The sequence below is a fragment of the Rhodoglobus sp. GW821-FHT12B09 genome (genome assembly GCF_058809925.1).
The window spans coordinates 16,383-31,018 of the sequence record NZ_JBXATB010000004.1 but is presented as its reverse complement, the minus strand read 5'-3'; the positions used below and the strand labels follow the sequence as shown (position 1 = coordinate 31,018).

The window sequence follows — 14,636 nt, the reverse complement described above, 5'->3', positions numbered from 1 at the left end:
GGACCACCATGGCTCGCTTCGCGCTCGCCGTCCGCGACGACAACTCGGCCGAGGAGGCCGAGAAGCTCGTCGCCTGGGCTCGCCAGTTCCCCGGCGTCGACGGACACATCGTCTTTGATTACATCCAGATCGGCGACGACTGGGTGCCCGGCGCGCTCAACGGCGTGACCGTGCAGTGGGACCACATCCAGGAGGTCCGCGATGTCACCGACGTCGACAACGACGGCGACTACGAGGAGCTGATCCAGGTCGTCGCCGCGCGCGCCGTGCACGTGCGCCCGGGCGGGACCATCACCAGAACCGACGACGGCTTCGACGTCGAAAATCCCGAGCTCGTCCTCGAGGAAGGCGCAGACCGATGACCGCCACCAAGGGCCTCGGCACCACCGGCAACGCCGTCGGCATCGTCACGCCCCTCGACCACAAGATCGCGCAGGCCGCGCAGTGGGTCAAGACCACCGTCGCCCTGCTGATCCGCGCCGGCCTGCTCTATTGGGGACAGTCGACGATCGTCAGCGGCACCGCAGGCATGGCCTACTCCGTCGCGGCGTATAACGTCGTGACGCAGCGCAGCGCCGGCGCCGGCGTCGTGGTCGGCGGTAACGACGGCACGCTGTCGGTGGCGACCACTGCGGCGCCCGGAGCGAACTCGAGGTGGGATGTCCTCTACCACTGGCACCGCGAGTACTCGCTCGACGGCACCGACTCGAACCCGGTCATAGGCTGCATCCAGGGCACTGCAGGTGCCGTCCCAACCGTGCCTTCGTTGGCGGCGTTCCCGGGCGCTGTCGAGCTCGGACGCTGCCTGGTGCCCGCCGGCGTGACTGCGACGAACTCGGGCACGACCTTCACGGCCACCGCGCCGTTCACAGCTCCCGACGGCGGCAAGGTCGCTTTCCGCAACACGACGGAGATGAACCTGTGGACGACCGCGCTGCCCGATCAGCGCGCACTCGACCTCTCGACCCTCGTCACGTACCGGTGGGACGGGTCCGCCTGGAAGCCGTGGGAGTCGGACTGGATCACCTGGTCGGGCGGCACCACCTCAATCAACATCGGCACCGGCGGCTCGGCGTTCTCGCTGCAGCGCTACAAGTGGATCGGTGGCCGTCTGCGGTTCGACTACCGCTTCGTGCTGGGCACCGCGTCCGCGTCGATCGGCTCCAACCCGGCGCTCACCCTCCCCATCGCGATCGCGATGCAAGGCCCTGTCAACTGGCTCGCCGAGGGCGACGGCACCTACACCGACATCAGCGCCAGCGCGGTCAACTACACAAAGGCCTCGGTCCAGTCATCTACTGCGGTCATCATCCGCGGCGGCTACACGGGATCCACGACCACCGCGATCACGGCCACCGTGCCGTTCGCATTCCAGCCTGGCGACGTCCTCGCCGGCGGCTTCTGGGCGGAGGCAGCATGATGCGCACGGGACCTGAAGCGATCGCCTTCGCGATGGCGCACCCGACTATCCCGTACACGGCCGTCAGCAGCATCGACGGTGTCGCGCGCACCGTCGATGACCTCGAGTGCGCGCGCGCCGTCATGGCCGCCTTCGATGTCATGCCGATCGACGACATGGGCACCGCGACACGGATGTGGGAGCGGACCGTCGACAAGCGCACCGGGACTCCCGAGCACGGCGCCCCTCTGTACTTCCCGAACCCCGTGAAGGGAAAGTCGGGCCACGTCGCGCTCTACGACCGCATCAGCGGCTTGGCGTGGACGACGCCGGTCTGGCTCGACGACGGCACACCGTACACGACGAGCCACCTCATCTCGATCGAGAAGCTCGCCGAGAGGTGCGGCAACGCCTACGCGGGCTGGGGCGCGGACATCGCCGGCGCCCCGATCACCTTCACGACGACGACGCAACAGAACAGGAGCATGACCGTGGCACAGAACTTCGTACTCGAGAACTCCCAGACCGACAAGAAGAAAGCACAGGGCGGTGCCGGCAGCACGTGGATGACGATCGGGCTCGCCGGCCAGAACGGACCCGGGCAGGTGCGCGAGTTCACCCGCACCATCGCGGACAACAGCACCCGCGATCAGGGTGCCATGGCGGTGAAGGCGCACGGCAACGGCACCGTCCTGCCGCAGGCGGAGTACGACGCGCTCAAGAAGCTCTACAGCACCCCGGCCTCCATCGGCACGGTCACCGCCGCAGCAGACCCCGCCGCCCTCGCCGCCCTCAAGGAGAACACCAAGGTGCTCGAGCAGCTGCTCGCCGCGACCAAGGCCCTCAACCCTCCCGGCTGAGCACGCGCGCGACCGCCGCCCCTTCGACCCCTGGAGGGGCACATGACCGACTGGCTCGCGATCGCCGCGATCGCGATCTCCGCCGTGACCGCCCTCGTCGGCGCCCTCGGATACGTGCAGACCAAACGCACGCAGGACCGCAAGGGCGCCGATGTCACACGGGGCCAGCTGTTCCTCCTCGAGGACTACGTCGTCGTGCTGCGCAAGCAGCTCGTCGACGCCAACGTGCAGCCCGAGCCCTTCCCCGACGGCATCTTCCCCAAGGAGTAACCCATGACCGACACCACGCTCGCGCAGCTGCTCGATCACCCCAAGCGATCCATCCGCTCGACGCTGTGGATCGCGCTCGTCGTCGTCTCCGTCACCGTCGGCTTCGTCGTGGCCGCGATCGCGATCAATTCCCAGGGCCAGGCCCTCGCCGGCGCGATCGCGGTCCAGTCACAGCAGGCGACGACGATCGACAACCTCGCGACCGCCCTCGACGAGAGCCGCGACCAGCTGCAGGACAACGGGCTGGACCCCGTCGTGCCTCCCTCGAGCGTGTTCGTCGAGGGCCCCGCCGGGCCGCAGGGCCCCGGCCCGACCAACGACCAGGTCGACGCGGCCGTGGCGGCCTACTGCGCCGCTCACAGCGCCTGTGTCGGCCAGATGGGCCCGGCGTCCACCGTGCCCGGCCCGAGCGGTCCTGCGGGCGCTGACGGCTCCGACGGGGCAAATGGAGCGGACGGCGCGACCGGCGCCAACGGGCAGCCGCCGACATCGTGGACATTCACCTGGCTCGCGACCACCTACACGTGCACCCGCACGGACCCGTTCGACGCATCCGCGCCGACGTACAGCTGCACCACCCAGTAAGGAGCAACATGATCGCCACCGTCAGACGCGCCTGGCTAGCCATCGCGCCCAAGGTCCTCGCGTTCCTCGCGACCGGCCTCACCGGATCCGGCCTGCTCGCGCTCGCCGCAGCATTCGGCCTCCATCTCGACCCCGGCTTCGCGGTCCTCATCGTCGGGATCCTCTCGACCATCGCGGGCTGGGCCATCCGCGACAAGTACCTAGAGCTGCCCTGGAACGCCTGGGCGCCCAAGCTCGTGGCGCTCGCCGCATCCAGCATCACGGGCGCCGGACTCGTGACCTTCCTGTCCTACCTCGGCATCGAGCTCAACCCCGCGATCGCCGGCGCAATCGTCACCGTCCTCGCCGCACTGGTCGCCTACCCCGTCAGCGACAAGAGCATCGTCGTGGCCGACCCCACCGAGTACGGTCCGCTGCCGCTGTCGATCGACGCGCGCACCGCCTCCGGGCTCGAGGACTCCGCGAGCAAGCTGCTCGCGATCGCCACCGCGGTGCGCACGCGCAATGGGTCCTGAGGACGACGTCGTCGACGGCTACCCGGTGCCCGTCGACCCGATGGACGACCTGCAGTGCGACAGCTGCCAGTAACACCACAACGTGAAGGGCCCCGCGGCCGCGCACACAGCGCGGCCGCGGGGCCCTTTTTCCGCGTTCCGGGCTACTTCGCCGAGGCGTCGTACTCGTCGCCCAGGGCGGCGGAGTACTTCGATACATCGCGGCCGGCGGCCTTCGCCTTCGCGATCGCCTCGCTGAGCGCGATGACCGTCGTCCCGCCGACCTTCTGCGCGGTCAGCAGCTCATGCCGGTCGATCATCGCGCCCACCGTCGGCCGCGAGATTCCCATGAGCTCGGCGAACTCGCCGCTGCTGATGAGCTCGGGGATCGGCACGAAGCCCTCGCGGGCGTCGAACTCGGCTTCGGTGAGTACCTCGAGGTTGAGGGCCCGGGCGCCGGCAGCCTGCTCGACCACAGGCAGCACGACGTCGACGGCCTGCTCGAGGCTCTCGGCCGGGAAGGCGATCGTGACCTTGAGCCACCCGCGCGGGGACGTGCTCACCGACGGGTGGAAGGCTGCGAGCCTCTCGGCGACGTCGACGGCGAGCTGCTCGGGGAAGTCGCGCAGCTCGAGGTCGGCGGTGGCGTGATACATCGTGGTCATCGTGTGCTCCTGTTCATGTTCGGGCGGGTGTGGGATTATGGATGCGACCCGGGGAGCCGGAGGCACTACCTTTGCCTCCGGCTCCCCTTCGTCTAGCCGCCCTTCGGAGGGGGCCAGATGAACCCGAACCGCTGACGCATCTGCACGATCAGGTGTCGCACAGCGATGTCATCGTTCTGGTCCCAGAGCACCGCCGCCAGCACGCCGTCATAGACGAGCACGTAGCCCTTGCTGTGGATCTTCACCTTGAAGCCCTGCTCGAGCAATGCAATGCGGACTCTGTCGAAGTCGCTTCCCATATCCTTACCTCCTTCCTTGTGATTGTAAAGAAAGTCTATCACAACTCTTACAATTATAAAGAATTGACACTGCGGATCTGTCGTTTCCTACCCGCTATGCTCGGCGCATGAACCCTGCCCCGACCAACGGCATCGCGATCGCAGGACTGGTGCTCGGGATCCTCGCCGCCGCTCTCAGCTTGATCCCGACAGCAGGCTTCTTCATCGCCCTACTGCCCGCTCTCCTGGCTCTGATCTTCGGCCTCGTCGGACTGCACAATGCGAAGAGGCGCGAGTACGTCGGGCACGCTGCAGCAGTGTCGGCGGTCGGTCTGTCGATCGCCACAATTCCGCTCGCGTTCCTCGCGACTGGCCTCCTCTGGATCTCGCGCTAGCCGAAGTCCACCTTCGGCGGCAGCGCAGGCAGCTGCTCCACCGCCGACGCCCACACCCAAGCGCGGTGCTCCTGCCCCTTCGGCGTTGTCCACCGCACAGCGCACGCCCGCGGCGTCCACGCCACCATCTCGGCGTCGACCTTTACCGGCCCGTCCGGGTACCGGATCCACGCCCTCACCCGCACAGGCACGGGCGTGCGCGTGAGCGGTTGCACCCGCAGCTCGAGTTCCTCGTTCGTCAGACTCAGAGGTGGAGATCCGGCATCCTGGATGCGCTCGCCGATGCGCTGATCCATGCGCGCGTCGATCTGCGCGGCATACCGCCTGTTCGAGCCCAACGCCGGCCAACTCCTCTCGAGAAGCATCCGGCCATGCTGGGGGTGTGGGCCGCCCGCAGCGCTCAGGTCGCGAGCTCGGGGCAGCTTGCGACCGAGTCTAGGTGACGGCGACCGACTACGCGACGTCGTCGAGCAGGGCCGCGTCCCCGGCGAACGACAGGTCGTCGTCCGAGACGTCGATGTACCTCGCCGACGTTGTCGGGCTCGAGTGCCCGAGCCACTCCTGCGTCACCCGCAGGTCGCCGCCGGTTCGCTGGTGCACGCTCGTCGCGCCCCGCCGGCGGAGCGCATGCGTGGGTGTGCCGGTGAGCCTCAGCACGGTCCGGTAGACCGTGTCCGGCGGGATGTGCCCGTCGTGCACACCCTCGAAGTAGTAGCCCTCGCCGTCCCGGCCGACCTCGAGCAGGACTAGCACCTCGAGCAGCCGGCCCTGCACCTTGAGCCGCCGCATCTTGCCGCCCTTGCCAGTGACGTGCAGCCACGAACCGCGCCGATTCTCGAGGCAGAGGGTGGCGATCTCATTGCGGCGAAGGCCGAGCTCGCGGCCCAGCCTGAGGATCGCCTCTTCGCGCAGTGACGCTACCGCGATTCCCTGTCTGACCGCGTCGTCGTCGGCGAGCACTTTCACCTGGCGTGGCACGTGGGCGAACTCAACGAACTCGGTGGGGTCCGCTGCGGCGTAACCCTTTCGCACGGCCCAGCGGTAGAACACGCGAACGGATGTGAGGGCCGCGTTGTAGGTCTCGGGCTTCCACTCGGGCCGCAGCTGCAGGAAGGTTTCGACGTCGTCGATCGTGGCGCTGGCCGGGTCGCACGACGCGGCGAACTGGCGGGCGTATGTCATCCGCAGTCGGACCGTGTGCGGTGAGCGGCGTCGGCGCAGAAGGTATTCGTGGAACTGCTCGAGCATGGTTGAACTTCCCCAGAAGATCAGGCGACGCGTCGAACACCTGCATCGTCGGCGTCGCGGGTTGACCGCCGAGCGTACGCGGACCCCTCGATGCGCTGCCCGTCCCACTTGTGGGACTTGTCCGGATACAGCCACGTAACATGGCGAGATCGTTACCTGGCGGTCAGTTGATCCGCTCGAAAGCGTTGTCCTTGCCGTAGCGGTACATCCCGATCACCGCTCCCTGCGGGTCGCCCTTCGCGTCGAAGGCGATCTCGCCCGACACGCCGTCGTAGTCAACTGTCCCGCCGTCGAGGATGATCTTCGCGGCCGACGCGAAGTCGCTGGCCTTCGTGCCGTTCCCCTCGCCGCCGGAGACCTCGCGCAGGCTCGCGGCGATGTCCGCGCCCTTCGTGGAGTTCGCGGCGAGCGCCGCCAGTGCGGCCAGCACGACCGCGTCATAGGTCTCGGCCGCGTAGCTGAAGTCCTTGAGCGCGGGGTTGATGTCGAGCAGGCGGTCGGTGAAGTCGCCGAGCTTCGAGATGTCGAGGCCCGGCATGCTCGCGATCGAGCCCGTGATGGTGCCCGCCGGGATGTCCGCGCTGTGGTTGGCGATGCTCAGCCCGACGAAGTAGAGGTGGGAGCCGTCGTACTTCGCCGCCGCGAGGGCCGGGACGGACGCCTGTGCGCCCTTGCTCCCGACGACCACGACGGCCTCGGGCTTGTCCTCGATGGCGGTGGCCACCTGGGCTTTCAGGTCGCTCGTTCCCGCCGCGTACGGCACGGACGCAGCGACCTTGCCTCCCGCCCGCTCGAACGCGGCCGTGAGCGCCTCGGGGAGGCCGGGCTCGCAGAACCCGGTCTCGTAGACCACGCCGAGTGTCTTCACGCCGTCGGCGGCGATCTGCTTGCCCATCGCATCGCCCTCGAGCACGCAGGACGGCGACGTGCGCCAGTACAGGTCGTGGTCGGCGGCGCGCGTGAAGTCGGTGGAGGTGTTGCCGGGCGAGATCTCGACGGCCCCGGCGGAGACGATCTGGTCGAGGACCTTGCGCGAGACGTTGTCGGAGATGGCGCCCACGATGACAGAGGCGCCGCCGTCGAGCAGCGTCGTGGTCGACTCGATCGAGGTGTCGGTCTTCGCGTCGCCGGAGTCGGCGCTGGTGATCGTCACCGTGATGCCCGCGTCGGCATTGTTGATGTCGCCGGCCGCGAGCTCGGCGGCAGCCTCGGCGGCGGGGCCGAACGACGCCAGCGCGCCGGTCTTGGGCAGCAGGGTGCCGACGGAGAGGTCGAGGGGCGCGCGGTCGAGCGCCTCGACGGTGGGCTCCGGAGCCGCATCGGGCGTGCATCCGGTCAGTACGAGCAGCAGGGCGACCGCGGCAGCGGCACCCGGGAAGACGGTTCGGGACATCATGGTCTCCTCCTGGGTTCGAGGCACCGGATCAGCCGGCGAGCACTCCACGTCCGAACACGAACCTGTTCTCACCGTCGTAGGTGTAGAGGCCGTAGTACGCGGGCGAGACGTCACCATCGGGGGTGAAGTTCAGCGGTCCGGACACCCCATCGTAATCCACGTCCTTCCCCGCGCGGATCGGACCGAGGCATTCCACAGGGCTTCCACACTTAAGGCCGCCCACGGAGACGCCGGTCAACGACCCGGCGATGGCCGCGCCGTCGTCCCCGGACTGCTCGGCGGCGAGCCCCGCGAGGATCACCGCGTCGTAGGACTCCGGCGCGTAGTGGGCGGCCGCGAGCGCCGAGCCGACGGTCTTCAGGCGGGCGAGGAATCCCGAGTCGGCCGGGTAGCCCTCGATGATGCCGTTGACGCCCGCGAGGGTGCCGTTCGGGAGCGCCTGGGAGTAGTCCCCCGTGTTCTGGGTCGTGAGCCACAGCTTCGCACCGCCGTAGCCCGCGCCGATCACGGCGGTGATGAGCGCCTTGGTGGCATCGACGGAGGCGTACGTCGAGCCCAGGACGACGGCATCCGGCGCCGCCTCTTTCAGCCGGTCGATCGTGATCGACAGGTCGGTGGTGCCGGGCGGGATGGCCTGCGACAGCACGAGCGAGCTGCCGTGCGAGGCCAGCCCCTCGGAGAGGGTCGGCGCGAGCGCTTGACCGAACTCGTCGTCGATATAGAGGAGTGCGACCTTGGCCGGCCCCTTCTCCGAGAGCACCTGCCCGAGCGCGAGCCCCTGGTGGCCGTACGCCGCGATGGTGCGGAAGAAGTACCCGTCGTCGTCGGCTGCCGTGAGCGCCGGGAATGTCGCCGCCGGCGAGATGACCGGGATGCCCGCCGCCACGGCGAGCGGGATCAGCCGCGCGGCCAGCAGCGACGAGGCAGGCCCGATCACGACGTCGACCCCCTGCTCGACCAGGTCGGCGAAGGAGTCCTCGAGCGTGGTGGTCGTCGCGTCGCCCGAGTCGCGCGCGACGAGCTCGACGGGGGCGCCGCCGATGCCGCCCGCCGCGTTCAGGTCGGCGACCGCGAGGGCGGCGCCCGCGGCGAGGGCGGGCCCCAGGTAGGAGGCCGCTCCGCTCGTCGGGAACAGCGTGCCGACGCGCAGCACGCCGTCACCGGGCTTCGGCGCTGCGGAGACGGCGGTGGTCGGCACCGGCGTCGGAGCCGCGGTGGTGCACCCCGCCAGTAGGGCCACCAGCGCGAGGGAGGCAAGGACGGGCAGGCGCACGGACCACAGGCTACCCGCGGCCCGCCGGGCGGGGGCTAGGGCGCGCCCGTCGCCTCGGGCACGACGGCCCCGCGCTGTCGGTTGGCGTGCAGGAACATGTCGACGGTGAGGATGATCAGGGCGAGCCAGACGATGGCGAACCCTACCCAGCGCTCGACCGGCATCGCCTCGTGGAGGATGACCACTCCCACGATGAGCTGCAGGATCGGCGCGATGTACTGCGCGAGGCCGATGTAGATGAGCGGCAGCCGGCGGGCGGCCGCCGCGAACAGGATGAGGGGAACCGCGGTGGCCACGCCGAGCGAGAGGGTGAGCAGCGCGTGCGCCGTGCCGAGCGCGCCGAACGACAGCCCGGAGGTCGCGGCGATCACGATCAGCACCACCGCGGCGGCGGGGGCGAGCACCGCGGTCTCGATGGTGAGGCCGCTGACGGCGTCGGCCGACGGCCCCACGCGCTTCTTGACGAGCCCGTAGAGCCCGAAGCTGAAGGCGAGGGTGAGCGCGATCCACGGGAACGAGCCGTAGCCGATCGCGATCACGAGCACCGCCGCCGCACTCACCGCGAGGGCGGCCCACTGCAGCGGCCGCAGGCGCTCACGGAGGACGATCACGCCGAGCAGCACGGTGACTATCGGGTTGGTGAAGTAGCCGAGGGACGCCTCGACGACGTGCCCGCTCACACTCGCGAAGACGTAGACCACCCAGTTGACGAGGATGAACACCGCCGCGAGGGAGAGGGCGAGCATCGTGCGGCGGTCGCGCAGGATCGCGACGAGCTTCGGCCAGCTCCGCGTCACCGTCAGTAGCAGTGCGCAGAACACGAGGGACAGGACGATGCGCCACGAGACGATCTCGATGGCGCCCGACTCGCGCAGGGCGAAGAAGAGCACCGGGAGGAAGCCCCAGAGCAGGTAGGCGCCACCCGCGAACGCGATGCCGGAGCCCGAGGGCCTGTCCTGAGCGGGGGTGGTCACCGGCCAAGCCTAGGGGCCGCAGAAATGCCAAAGGCCCCGGTGACCGAAATCACCGGGGCCTTTGGCAGGAAGTCCTCGCCCTAGCGGACGACGACCGCCAGAACGTCGCGGGCAGAGAGCACCAGCAGGTCCTCGCCGCCGTACTTCACCTCGGTGCCGCCGTACTTGGAGTAGATGACCTTGTCACCAACAGCGATGTCGAGCGGGATGCGGTTGCCGTTGTCGTCGATGCGACCGGGGCCCACAGCCACGACCTCGCCCTCCTGGGGCTTCTCCTTGGCAGTATCGGGGATGACGAGACCCGACGCAGTGGTCGTCTCAGCCTCGACCTGCTTGATGACAATGCGATCCTCGAGCGGCTTGATGGACACCGACACGGTTGACCTCTTCTTTCTAGAAACTTTGGGGTTGGCACACTCCCTCTGAGAGTGCCAGATCAACTATAGAGCCTCATTGGCACTCGTTCAATGTGAGTGCCAACGATTACGGTTGACCCATGGACCAGGCCGAACTGCGCGAGCTGCTGTCGCCCGGCGGTTTGAGCCTGCTCGACTCGCTGCCCGCGTGGCAGTCGTCGGCGGATGTCGTGCGCAGCGTCGCCGACCTCCGCAAGGCCGGCCACTCCCCCGCCCTCGTCGCCGCGGTGATGAGCCAGGCCCGGCTCCGGGCGAAGGCCGTGACCAAGTTCGGCCCGTTCGCGGCCTCCATGCTGTTCACGGAGGCGGGGCTCGAGCAGGCCACCCGGCTGAGCGTGGCGGCACAGCACGCCGGGCGGTTCCAGCGCGCCGGCCTGAACTGGGTCGCCGACCTCGGCTGCGGAATCGGGGCGGATGCCCTCGCCATCGCCGCGCTCGACCTGGAGGTCACCGCCGTCGAGCGCGACGAGGTGACCGCTGCGGTGGCCGCCTACAACCTCGCGCCGTGGTCGAACGCCCGGGTGGAGCACGCCGATGCCGAGTCGTTCGACCTCAGCGGCGTCGACGGCGTCTACCTCGATCCCGCCCGGCGCGACGGCGCCAAGCGCCTCACGAACCCCACTGACTGGTCCCCCTCGCTCGACTTCGCGTTCGGCCTCGCCGAGCGGCTGCCGACCGGGGTCAAGCTGGGGCCGGGCATCGACCGCGATCTCATCCCCGACGCCGCCGAGGCGCAGTGGGTCTCGGTCGACAGGGAGGTGGTCGAGCTGGGGGTGTGGTTCGGCCCGCTCGCGCGGCAGGGGGTGCGCAGGGCCGCCCTCGTCGTCGGGGAGCACGGCACGTCCGAGATGGTTGCCGACGAGGACAGCGAGGATGCCGCAGCCGGCAGCCTCGGGGAGTTCGTGTACGAGCCCGACGGCGCGGTCATCCGGGCCCGCCTGATCGGGGACCTGGCGCGCACTCTCGGAGGCCGCATGCTCGACCCGACCATCGCCTACGTCACGGCGGACGCGGCCGTCGCGACGCCGTTCGCCGCGTGCTTCCGCGTGGTGGAGGAGCTCCCGCTCGACAAGAAGGCGATCAAGCGGGCGCTCTCCGCGCGGCAGATCGGCACGCTCGAGATCAAGAAGCGCGGAGTCGACATCGACCCGGCGGCGTTCCGCACCTCGCTCGCGCCGAAGGGCCCCGCGAGCGGGACGCTGATCCTCACGCGGATCGGCGACCGGCGCAGGGCCCTCCTGGTCGAGCGGGTGGCCGGCCCCTAGTAGTAGGAGCTGCCGATGATGCCCGTGATGATGGAGCCGAAGAAGAACAGGCCCCAGATCAGGGAGATGCCGAGCGCGATGTAGCCGGTGATGAGGCCGGTGATCCAGAACGGCCGGGCGTAGGGCTGGCGCTTCTGCCCGAAGTGCCCGAGGATGACCGCGGCGATCGACGGCAGGAACCCGAGCGAGACGAACGACAGGAACAGCGCGGCGATGCCCGTGATCATGGCGGCGATGCTGAGGCCCTGCGCGGGTCCGGCTGCGGCGGGCGCGTAGGCGTACGCCTGGCCCGGAGCGTAGCCGGGGGGCGGTGCGGCGTACCCGGCGGGCGGTGCGGCGTAGCCGGCCTGGGGCTGCGTGTACGGGCTGGGGACGGCGCCCGGTGCGGCATACGGATCGGGCCGCGGGGCCGCTACGGGCGGCAGCGGGACGGGCGCGCCGGGAGGGGCTGGCGGTGCCGGGGCGGCAGGAGGCGCGGGCGGTGTCGCGGGCGGGGGCTCGATCGGCGGCACGCCGCCAGCGGCCGGAGGCAGCGGGATGGATGGGATGTCGTCGGTGTTCTCAGCCATGAGGGAACTTTAGCGTCCCTGAAATGCTCACATCGCGTTCAGGATGTAGGGCAGTGCAAAGGAGAAGACGAAGAACGCCGTCACGAGCACGCCGACGACGATCGCGGCGACCGCCAGTGCGCGACCTGACTCGCCACTACGGCGCAGTTGGACGAGGGCGATGACACCCAGCACGATCCCGGCGATGGAGACGACGAAGGCGGCGACGAAGGCGAGGATCGAGAGCGTGCTGGTGCGCCTCACGGCGGGTTCGGAGGGTTCGCCGGTCATGGCTCCGACCCTAGCAAGAAGGGGCCCACGGCACTGCCGCGGGCCCCTCCTCGGTACTGGTCTAGTAGCTGTTGTAGCCGGTCGTCGCGGCGAGGACGCCGAGGCCGATCACGACGATGACCCAGATGATCGTCGCGAGGATGCCGACGTAGCCGACGATGGTGCCGGCGAGCGCCAGGCCGCGGCCCTGCTGCGGGGTGCGCTTGAGCTGGCCGAGGGCGATGTGGCCCGTGATGACGGCGCCCAGGCTCAGCCAGCCGAAGCCGACGATCGCGATCACGAGCGAGACGATCGCGAGCACGTTCCAGGTGCCGGCAGCGGGAGCGGCGGGAGCCGCGTACGGGGCGGCAGCGGGAGCGGCCGGGGTGGCGGGCGTGGCGTCCGAAGCGGGGACGGGGGGAATCTGGTCGGTCATGAGAACTCCTTCAGTTCACGGGCGCTAGTCGCGCCCTGTCATAGTTCCAGCACCCTCCGACGATGTCAACGTGCCTCCCCGGGGGTTACGCACCGCGTCAGAACTGCTGTATGACCGTGACGGGCAGAGTCGAGTCCGCACCGAAGCCGAGGCCGGAGGGTTCGTGGCCCGCCATGATCAGCTGCGAGCCGAGCGCCGCGATCATCGCGCCGTTGTCGGTGCACAGCGAGAGCGGCGGAATGCGCAGCAGGATGCCCGCGGCCGCGCAGCGCTCGGCCGCGAGCTCGCGAACCCGGGCGTTGGCGACCACCCCGCCCCCGAGCAGGAGCCTCGGCACCCCGAGCTCCACGCACGCGGACACGGCCTTGGTCAGCAGCACGTCGACAACTGCCTCGCGGAAGCTCGCGGCCACGTCCGCGACGGGGACCTCGCGGCCCTCATCCCGCTCGCGCTCCACCCAGCGGGCGACCGCCGTCTTGAGCCCCGAGAACGAGAAGTCGTAGCGGTGCTTCTCCATGTCCTTCTGCTGGCTCAGGCCGCGCGGGAACCGGATCGCCTTCGGGTCGCCCCCGACCGCGGCCCGGTCGATCTCGGGGCCGCCCGGATAGGGCAGGCCGAGGAGTCGCGCGACCTTGTCGAAGGCCTCTCCGGCCGCGTCGTCGATCGTCTCGCCGAGCAGCTCGACATCGGAGACGAGATCGCGGACGTGCAGGAGTGAGGTGTGGCCGCCCGACACGAGGAGGGCGATCGTGGGGTAGTCGAGCGGCTCGTGGTCCATGAGGTCGGCGCCCACGTGGCCGACGAGGTGGTTGACGGCGTACAGCGGCTTGCCCAGGGAGAGCGCGAGCGCCTTCGCAGCGCCCACGCCGACCATGAGCGCGCCGGAGAGCCCTGGTCCGCTCGTGACCGCGATCGCGTCGAGCTCCTCAAGCGTGACGCCGGCCTTCGCGAGGGCCTCGGTCAGGGCCGGGACGAGCGCCTCGAGGTGCGCCCGCGCGGCGACCTCGGGCACGACGCCGCCGTAGCGGGCGTGCTCCTCCATCGACGAGGAGATGACGTTGGCCAGCAGTGTCGTGCCGCGCACGATCCCGATGCCGGTCTCGTCGCAGCTCGTCTCGATGCCGAGTACCAGCGGCTCGCTCATGCCAGGCCCACCTTCGGCTCCGGGATGCCCAGCCGCATGATCACGGCGTCGACGACTCCCCCGTAGTATCCGGGGCGCACGGCGATCTCCTCGAACCCGAGTGAGACGTACAGGCTCTTCGCCCCGGGGTTGTCGGCCCGCACCTCGAGGAACAGCTCGCTGGCGCCGCGCTCCCGCGCCACGTCGATCAGGCGCAGCATGAGCACGCGGCCGAGGCCGTGGCGGCGGGCATCCTCGACGACCGCGATGGTCTGGATGTCGGCCTGCGGGAGTCCGCGCGGCGCGCGCAGGCCCGCATAGGCGTCGATGCGGGAGGGGTCGTCCGGCGGGAACGCGACGAGGTAGTGGCCGTTGCGGTCGCGCAGCTCGGCGAGCATGGTGCCGGCCGACCACGCGTCCTCCGGGAAGACGCTCGTCTCGATGGCCATGATCGCGTCCAGGTCGTCCGGGGTCGCGGCGCGCAGCTGCCAGGTCACGAGGTCACCTCCGCGGTGGGTTGAGTGGGCCGGCCGCGGGCGTATCGAAACCCGGAAGACACAGGGTTTCGATACGCGCGCCAGAGCGCACTACTCAACCCGCCAAGAGACACGGGGTTTCGATACGCGCGCCAGAGCGCACTACTCAACCCGCCGGAAGACCCAGGGTTTCGATACGCGCGCCAGAGCGCACTACTCAACCCGCCAAGAGACACGGGGTTTCGATACGCGCGCCAGAGCGCAC

Annotated in this window: 21 protein-coding genes; 8 read left to right on the top strand and 13 right to left on the bottom strand. The window is 69.7% G+C overall.

Going from position 1 to position 14,636, the window contains the following annotated elements; all coding sequences use genetic code 11:
• The first annotated feature begins 8 nt into the window (after positions 1–8).
• From AC1RTC_RS09470 to AC1RTC_RS09445, 6 genes are read left to right on the top strand one after another with little or no spacing between them, the layout of a single operon-like run.
• Positions 9–362: a hypothetical protein gene (locus AC1RTC_RS09470; RefSeq protein ID WP_493155280.1), complete on the top strand. Its 354-nt coding sequence runs from the start codon at positions 9–11 to the stop codon at positions 360–362.
• Positions 359–1,420: a hypothetical protein gene (locus tag AC1RTC_RS09465; RefSeq protein ID WP_493155279.1), complete on the top strand. Its 1,062-nt coding sequence runs from the start codon at positions 359–361 to the stop codon at positions 1,418–1,420. The genes AC1RTC_RS09470 and AC1RTC_RS09465 overlap by 4 nt, the downstream gene beginning before the upstream one ends.
• Entirely contained in the window at positions 1,420–2,259 is an 840-nt protein-coding gene (locus AC1RTC_RS09460) for a hypothetical protein (protein ID WP_493155278.1), read from the top strand. The genes AC1RTC_RS09465 and AC1RTC_RS09460 overlap by 1 nt, the downstream gene beginning before the upstream one ends.
• 42 nt (positions 2,260–2,301) lie before the next feature.
• Positions 2,302–2,529 (top strand): hypothetical protein, encoded by a 228-nt coding sequence (locus AC1RTC_RS09455; protein ID WP_493155277.1) that lies wholly within the window; start codon positions 2,302–2,304, stop codon positions 2,527–2,529.
• A 3-nt stretch (positions 2,530–2,532) separates the two neighbouring features.
• Positions 2,533–3,114, top strand: coding sequence for a collagen-like triple helix repeat-containing protein (locus AC1RTC_RS09450; protein ID WP_493155276.1), 582 nt, complete (start codon positions 2,533–2,535; stop codon positions 3,112–3,114).
• Positions 3,115–3,122: 8 nt separating this feature from the next.
• The gene (locus AC1RTC_RS09445; protein ID WP_493155275.1) at positions 3,123–3,629 is read left to right on the top strand and encodes a hypothetical protein; all 507 of its coding nucleotides are present in this window, start codon (positions 3,123–3,125) and stop codon (positions 3,627–3,629) included.
• A 143-nt stretch (positions 3,630–3,772) separates the two neighbouring features.
• Here AC1RTC_RS09445 and AC1RTC_RS09440 read toward each other — a convergent pair whose 3' ends face one another.
• Together AC1RTC_RS09440 and AC1RTC_RS09435 are read right to left on the bottom strand one after the other, a co-directional pair.
• Positions 3,773–4,273: a hypothetical protein gene (locus tag AC1RTC_RS09440; RefSeq protein ID WP_493155274.1), complete on the bottom strand. Its 501-nt coding sequence runs from the start codon at positions 4,271–4,273 to the stop codon at positions 3,773–3,775.
• 92 nt (positions 4,274–4,365) lie between these two features.
• The gene (locus tag AC1RTC_RS09435) at positions 4,366–4,572 is read right to left on the bottom strand and encodes a hypothetical protein (protein WP_493155273.1); all 207 of its coding nucleotides are present in this window, start codon (positions 4,570–4,572) and stop codon (positions 4,366–4,368) included.
• A gap of 107 nt (positions 4,573–4,679) precedes the next feature.
• Between AC1RTC_RS09435 and AC1RTC_RS09430 the strand changes: the two genes are divergently transcribed.
• Positions 4,680–4,946: a hypothetical protein gene (locus AC1RTC_RS09430; protein WP_493155272.1), complete on the top strand. Its 267-nt coding sequence runs from the start codon at positions 4,680–4,682 to the stop codon at positions 4,944–4,946.
• Here the strand turns inward: AC1RTC_RS09430 and AC1RTC_RS09425 are convergent.
• From AC1RTC_RS09425 to groES, 6 genes are all read right to left on the bottom strand, one after another.
• A complete protein-coding gene (locus AC1RTC_RS09425) occupies positions 4,943–5,242 on the bottom strand; it encodes a hypothetical protein (protein ID WP_493155271.1) in 300 nt (99 codons plus the stop codon). The two genes, AC1RTC_RS09430 and AC1RTC_RS09425, sit on opposite strands and share 4 nt — an antisense overlap.
• Positions 5,243–5,399: 157 nt before the next feature.
• Positions 5,400–6,194, bottom strand: a complete 795-nt coding sequence (locus AC1RTC_RS09420) for a tyrosine-type recombinase/integrase (RefSeq protein ID WP_493155270.1) — start codon at positions 6,192–6,194, stop codon at positions 5,400–5,402.
• A 163-nt stretch (positions 6,195–6,357) separates the two neighbouring features.
• On the bottom strand, positions 6,358–7,590 hold the full coding sequence (locus AC1RTC_RS09415; protein WP_493155269.1) for an ABC transporter substrate-binding protein: 1,233 nt from the start codon (positions 7,588–7,590) through the stop codon (positions 6,358–6,360).
• Between the two features lie 28 nt (positions 7,591–7,618).
• Positions 7,619–8,863 (bottom strand): ABC transporter substrate-binding protein, encoded by a 1,245-nt coding sequence (locus tag AC1RTC_RS09410; protein WP_493155268.1) that lies wholly within the window; start codon positions 8,861–8,863, stop codon positions 7,619–7,621.
• Positions 8,864–8,898: 35 nt separating this feature from the next.
• Complete coding sequence (rarD, locus tag AC1RTC_RS09405; protein ID WP_493155267.1) at positions 8,899–9,837, bottom strand: EamA family transporter RarD; 939 nt, start codon at positions 9,835–9,837, stop codon at positions 8,899–8,901.
• Between the two features lie 80 nt (positions 9,838–9,917).
• A complete protein-coding gene (groES, locus tag AC1RTC_RS09400; protein WP_184232811.1) occupies positions 9,918–10,214 on the bottom strand; it encodes a co-chaperone GroES in 297 nt (98 codons plus the stop codon).
• Between the two features lie 119 nt (positions 10,215–10,333).
• Between groES and AC1RTC_RS09395 the strand changes: the two genes are divergently transcribed.
• Entirely contained in the window at positions 10,334–11,518 is a 1,185-nt protein-coding gene (locus AC1RTC_RS09395; protein WP_493155266.1) for a class I SAM-dependent methyltransferase, read from the top strand.
• Here the strand turns inward: AC1RTC_RS09395 and AC1RTC_RS09390 are convergent.
• The 5 genes from AC1RTC_RS09390 to rimI form a co-directional block, all read right to left on the bottom strand.
• On the bottom strand, positions 11,515–12,087 hold the full coding sequence (locus AC1RTC_RS09390) for a DUF4190 domain-containing protein (protein ID WP_493155265.1): 573 nt from the start codon (positions 12,085–12,087) through the stop codon (positions 11,515–11,517). The genes AC1RTC_RS09395 and AC1RTC_RS09390 overlap by 4 nt on opposite strands.
• A 27-nt stretch (positions 12,088–12,114) precedes the next feature.
• Entirely contained in the window at positions 12,115–12,357 is a 243-nt protein-coding gene (locus AC1RTC_RS09385; RefSeq protein ID WP_493155264.1) for a DUF4190 domain-containing protein, read from the bottom strand.
• Positions 12,358–12,418: 61 nt separating this feature from the next.
• Complete coding sequence (locus AC1RTC_RS09380; protein ID WP_493155263.1) at positions 12,419–12,772, bottom strand: DUF4190 domain-containing protein; 354 nt, start codon at positions 12,770–12,772, stop codon at positions 12,419–12,421.
• A 97-nt stretch (positions 12,773–12,869) separates the two neighbouring features.
• Positions 12,870–13,916, bottom strand: a complete 1,047-nt coding sequence (gene tsaD, locus AC1RTC_RS09375) for a tRNA (adenosine(37)-N6)-threonylcarbamoyltransferase complex transferase subunit TsaD (RefSeq protein ID WP_493155262.1) — start codon at positions 13,914–13,916, stop codon at positions 12,870–12,872.
• Positions 13,913–14,392 carry a ribosomal protein S18-alanine N-acetyltransferase gene (gene rimI / locus AC1RTC_RS09370; RefSeq protein ID WP_493155261.1) on the bottom strand — a complete coding sequence of 160 codons (480 nt, stop codon included), beginning with the start codon at positions 14,390–14,392 and terminating at the stop codon, positions 13,913–13,915. The genes tsaD and rimI overlap by 4 nt, the downstream gene beginning before the upstream one ends.
• Positions 14,393–14,636 lie beyond the last annotated feature (244 nt).

Excerpts from the sequence above, each read along its gene's own strand:
- AC1RTC_RS09470 (WP_493155280.1), top strand. The coding sequence starts at position 9 with ATGGCTCGCTTCGCGCTCGCCGTCCGCGACGACAACTCGGCCGAGGAG.
- AC1RTC_RS09465 (WP_493155279.1), top strand. The coding sequence starts at position 359 with ATGACCGCCACCAAGGGCCTCGGCACCACCGGCAACGCCGTCGGCATC.
- AC1RTC_RS09460 (WP_493155278.1), top strand. The coding sequence starts at position 1,420 with ATGCGCACGGGACCTGAAGCGATCGCCTTCGCGATGGCGCACCCGACT.
- AC1RTC_RS09455 (WP_493155277.1), top strand. The coding sequence starts at position 2,302 with ATGACCGACTGGCTCGCGATCGCCGCGATCGCGATCTCCGCCGTGACC.
- AC1RTC_RS09450 (WP_493155276.1), top strand. The coding sequence starts at position 2,533 with ATGACCGACACCACGCTCGCGCAGCTGCTCGATCACCCCAAGCGATCC.
- AC1RTC_RS09445 (WP_493155275.1), top strand. The coding sequence starts at position 3,123 with ATGATCGCCACCGTCAGACGCGCCTGGCTAGCCATCGCGCCCAAGGTC.
- AC1RTC_RS09440 (WP_493155274.1), bottom strand. The coding sequence starts at position 4,273 with ATGACCACGATGTATCACGCCACCGCCGACCTCGAGCTGCGCGACTTC.
- AC1RTC_RS09435 (WP_493155273.1), bottom strand. The coding sequence starts at position 4,572 with ATGGGAAGCGACTTCGACAGAGTCCGCATTGCATTGCTCGAGCAGGGC.
- AC1RTC_RS09430 (WP_493155272.1), top strand. The coding sequence starts at position 4,680 with ATGAACCCTGCCCCGACCAACGGCATCGCGATCGCAGGACTGGTGCTC.
- AC1RTC_RS09425 (WP_493155271.1), bottom strand. The coding sequence starts at position 5,242 with ATGGATCAGCGCATCGGCGAGCGCATCCAGGATGCCGGATCTCCACCT.
- AC1RTC_RS09420 (WP_493155270.1), bottom strand. The coding sequence starts at position 6,194 with ATGCTCGAGCAGTTCCACGAATACCTTCTGCGCCGACGCCGCTCACCG.
- AC1RTC_RS09415 (WP_493155269.1), bottom strand. The coding sequence starts at position 7,590 with ATGATGTCCCGAACCGTCTTCCCGGGTGCCGCTGCCGCGGTCGCCCTG.
- AC1RTC_RS09395 (WP_493155266.1), top strand. The coding sequence starts at position 10,334 with ATGGACCAGGCCGAACTGCGCGAGCTGCTGTCGCCCGGCGGTTTGAGC.
- AC1RTC_RS09390 (WP_493155265.1), bottom strand. The coding sequence starts at position 12,087 with ATGGCTGAGAACACCGACGACATCCCATCCATCCCGCTGCCTCCGGCC.
- AC1RTC_RS09385 (WP_493155264.1), bottom strand. The coding sequence starts at position 12,357 with ATGACCGGCGAACCCTCCGAACCCGCCGTGAGGCGCACCAGCACGCTC.
- AC1RTC_RS09380 (WP_493155263.1), bottom strand. The coding sequence starts at position 12,772 with ATGACCGACCAGATTCCCCCCGTCCCCGCTTCGGACGCCACGCCCGCC.
- tsaD (WP_493155262.1), bottom strand. The coding sequence starts at position 13,916 with ATGAGCGAGCCGCTGGTACTCGGCATCGAGACGAGCTGCGACGAGACC.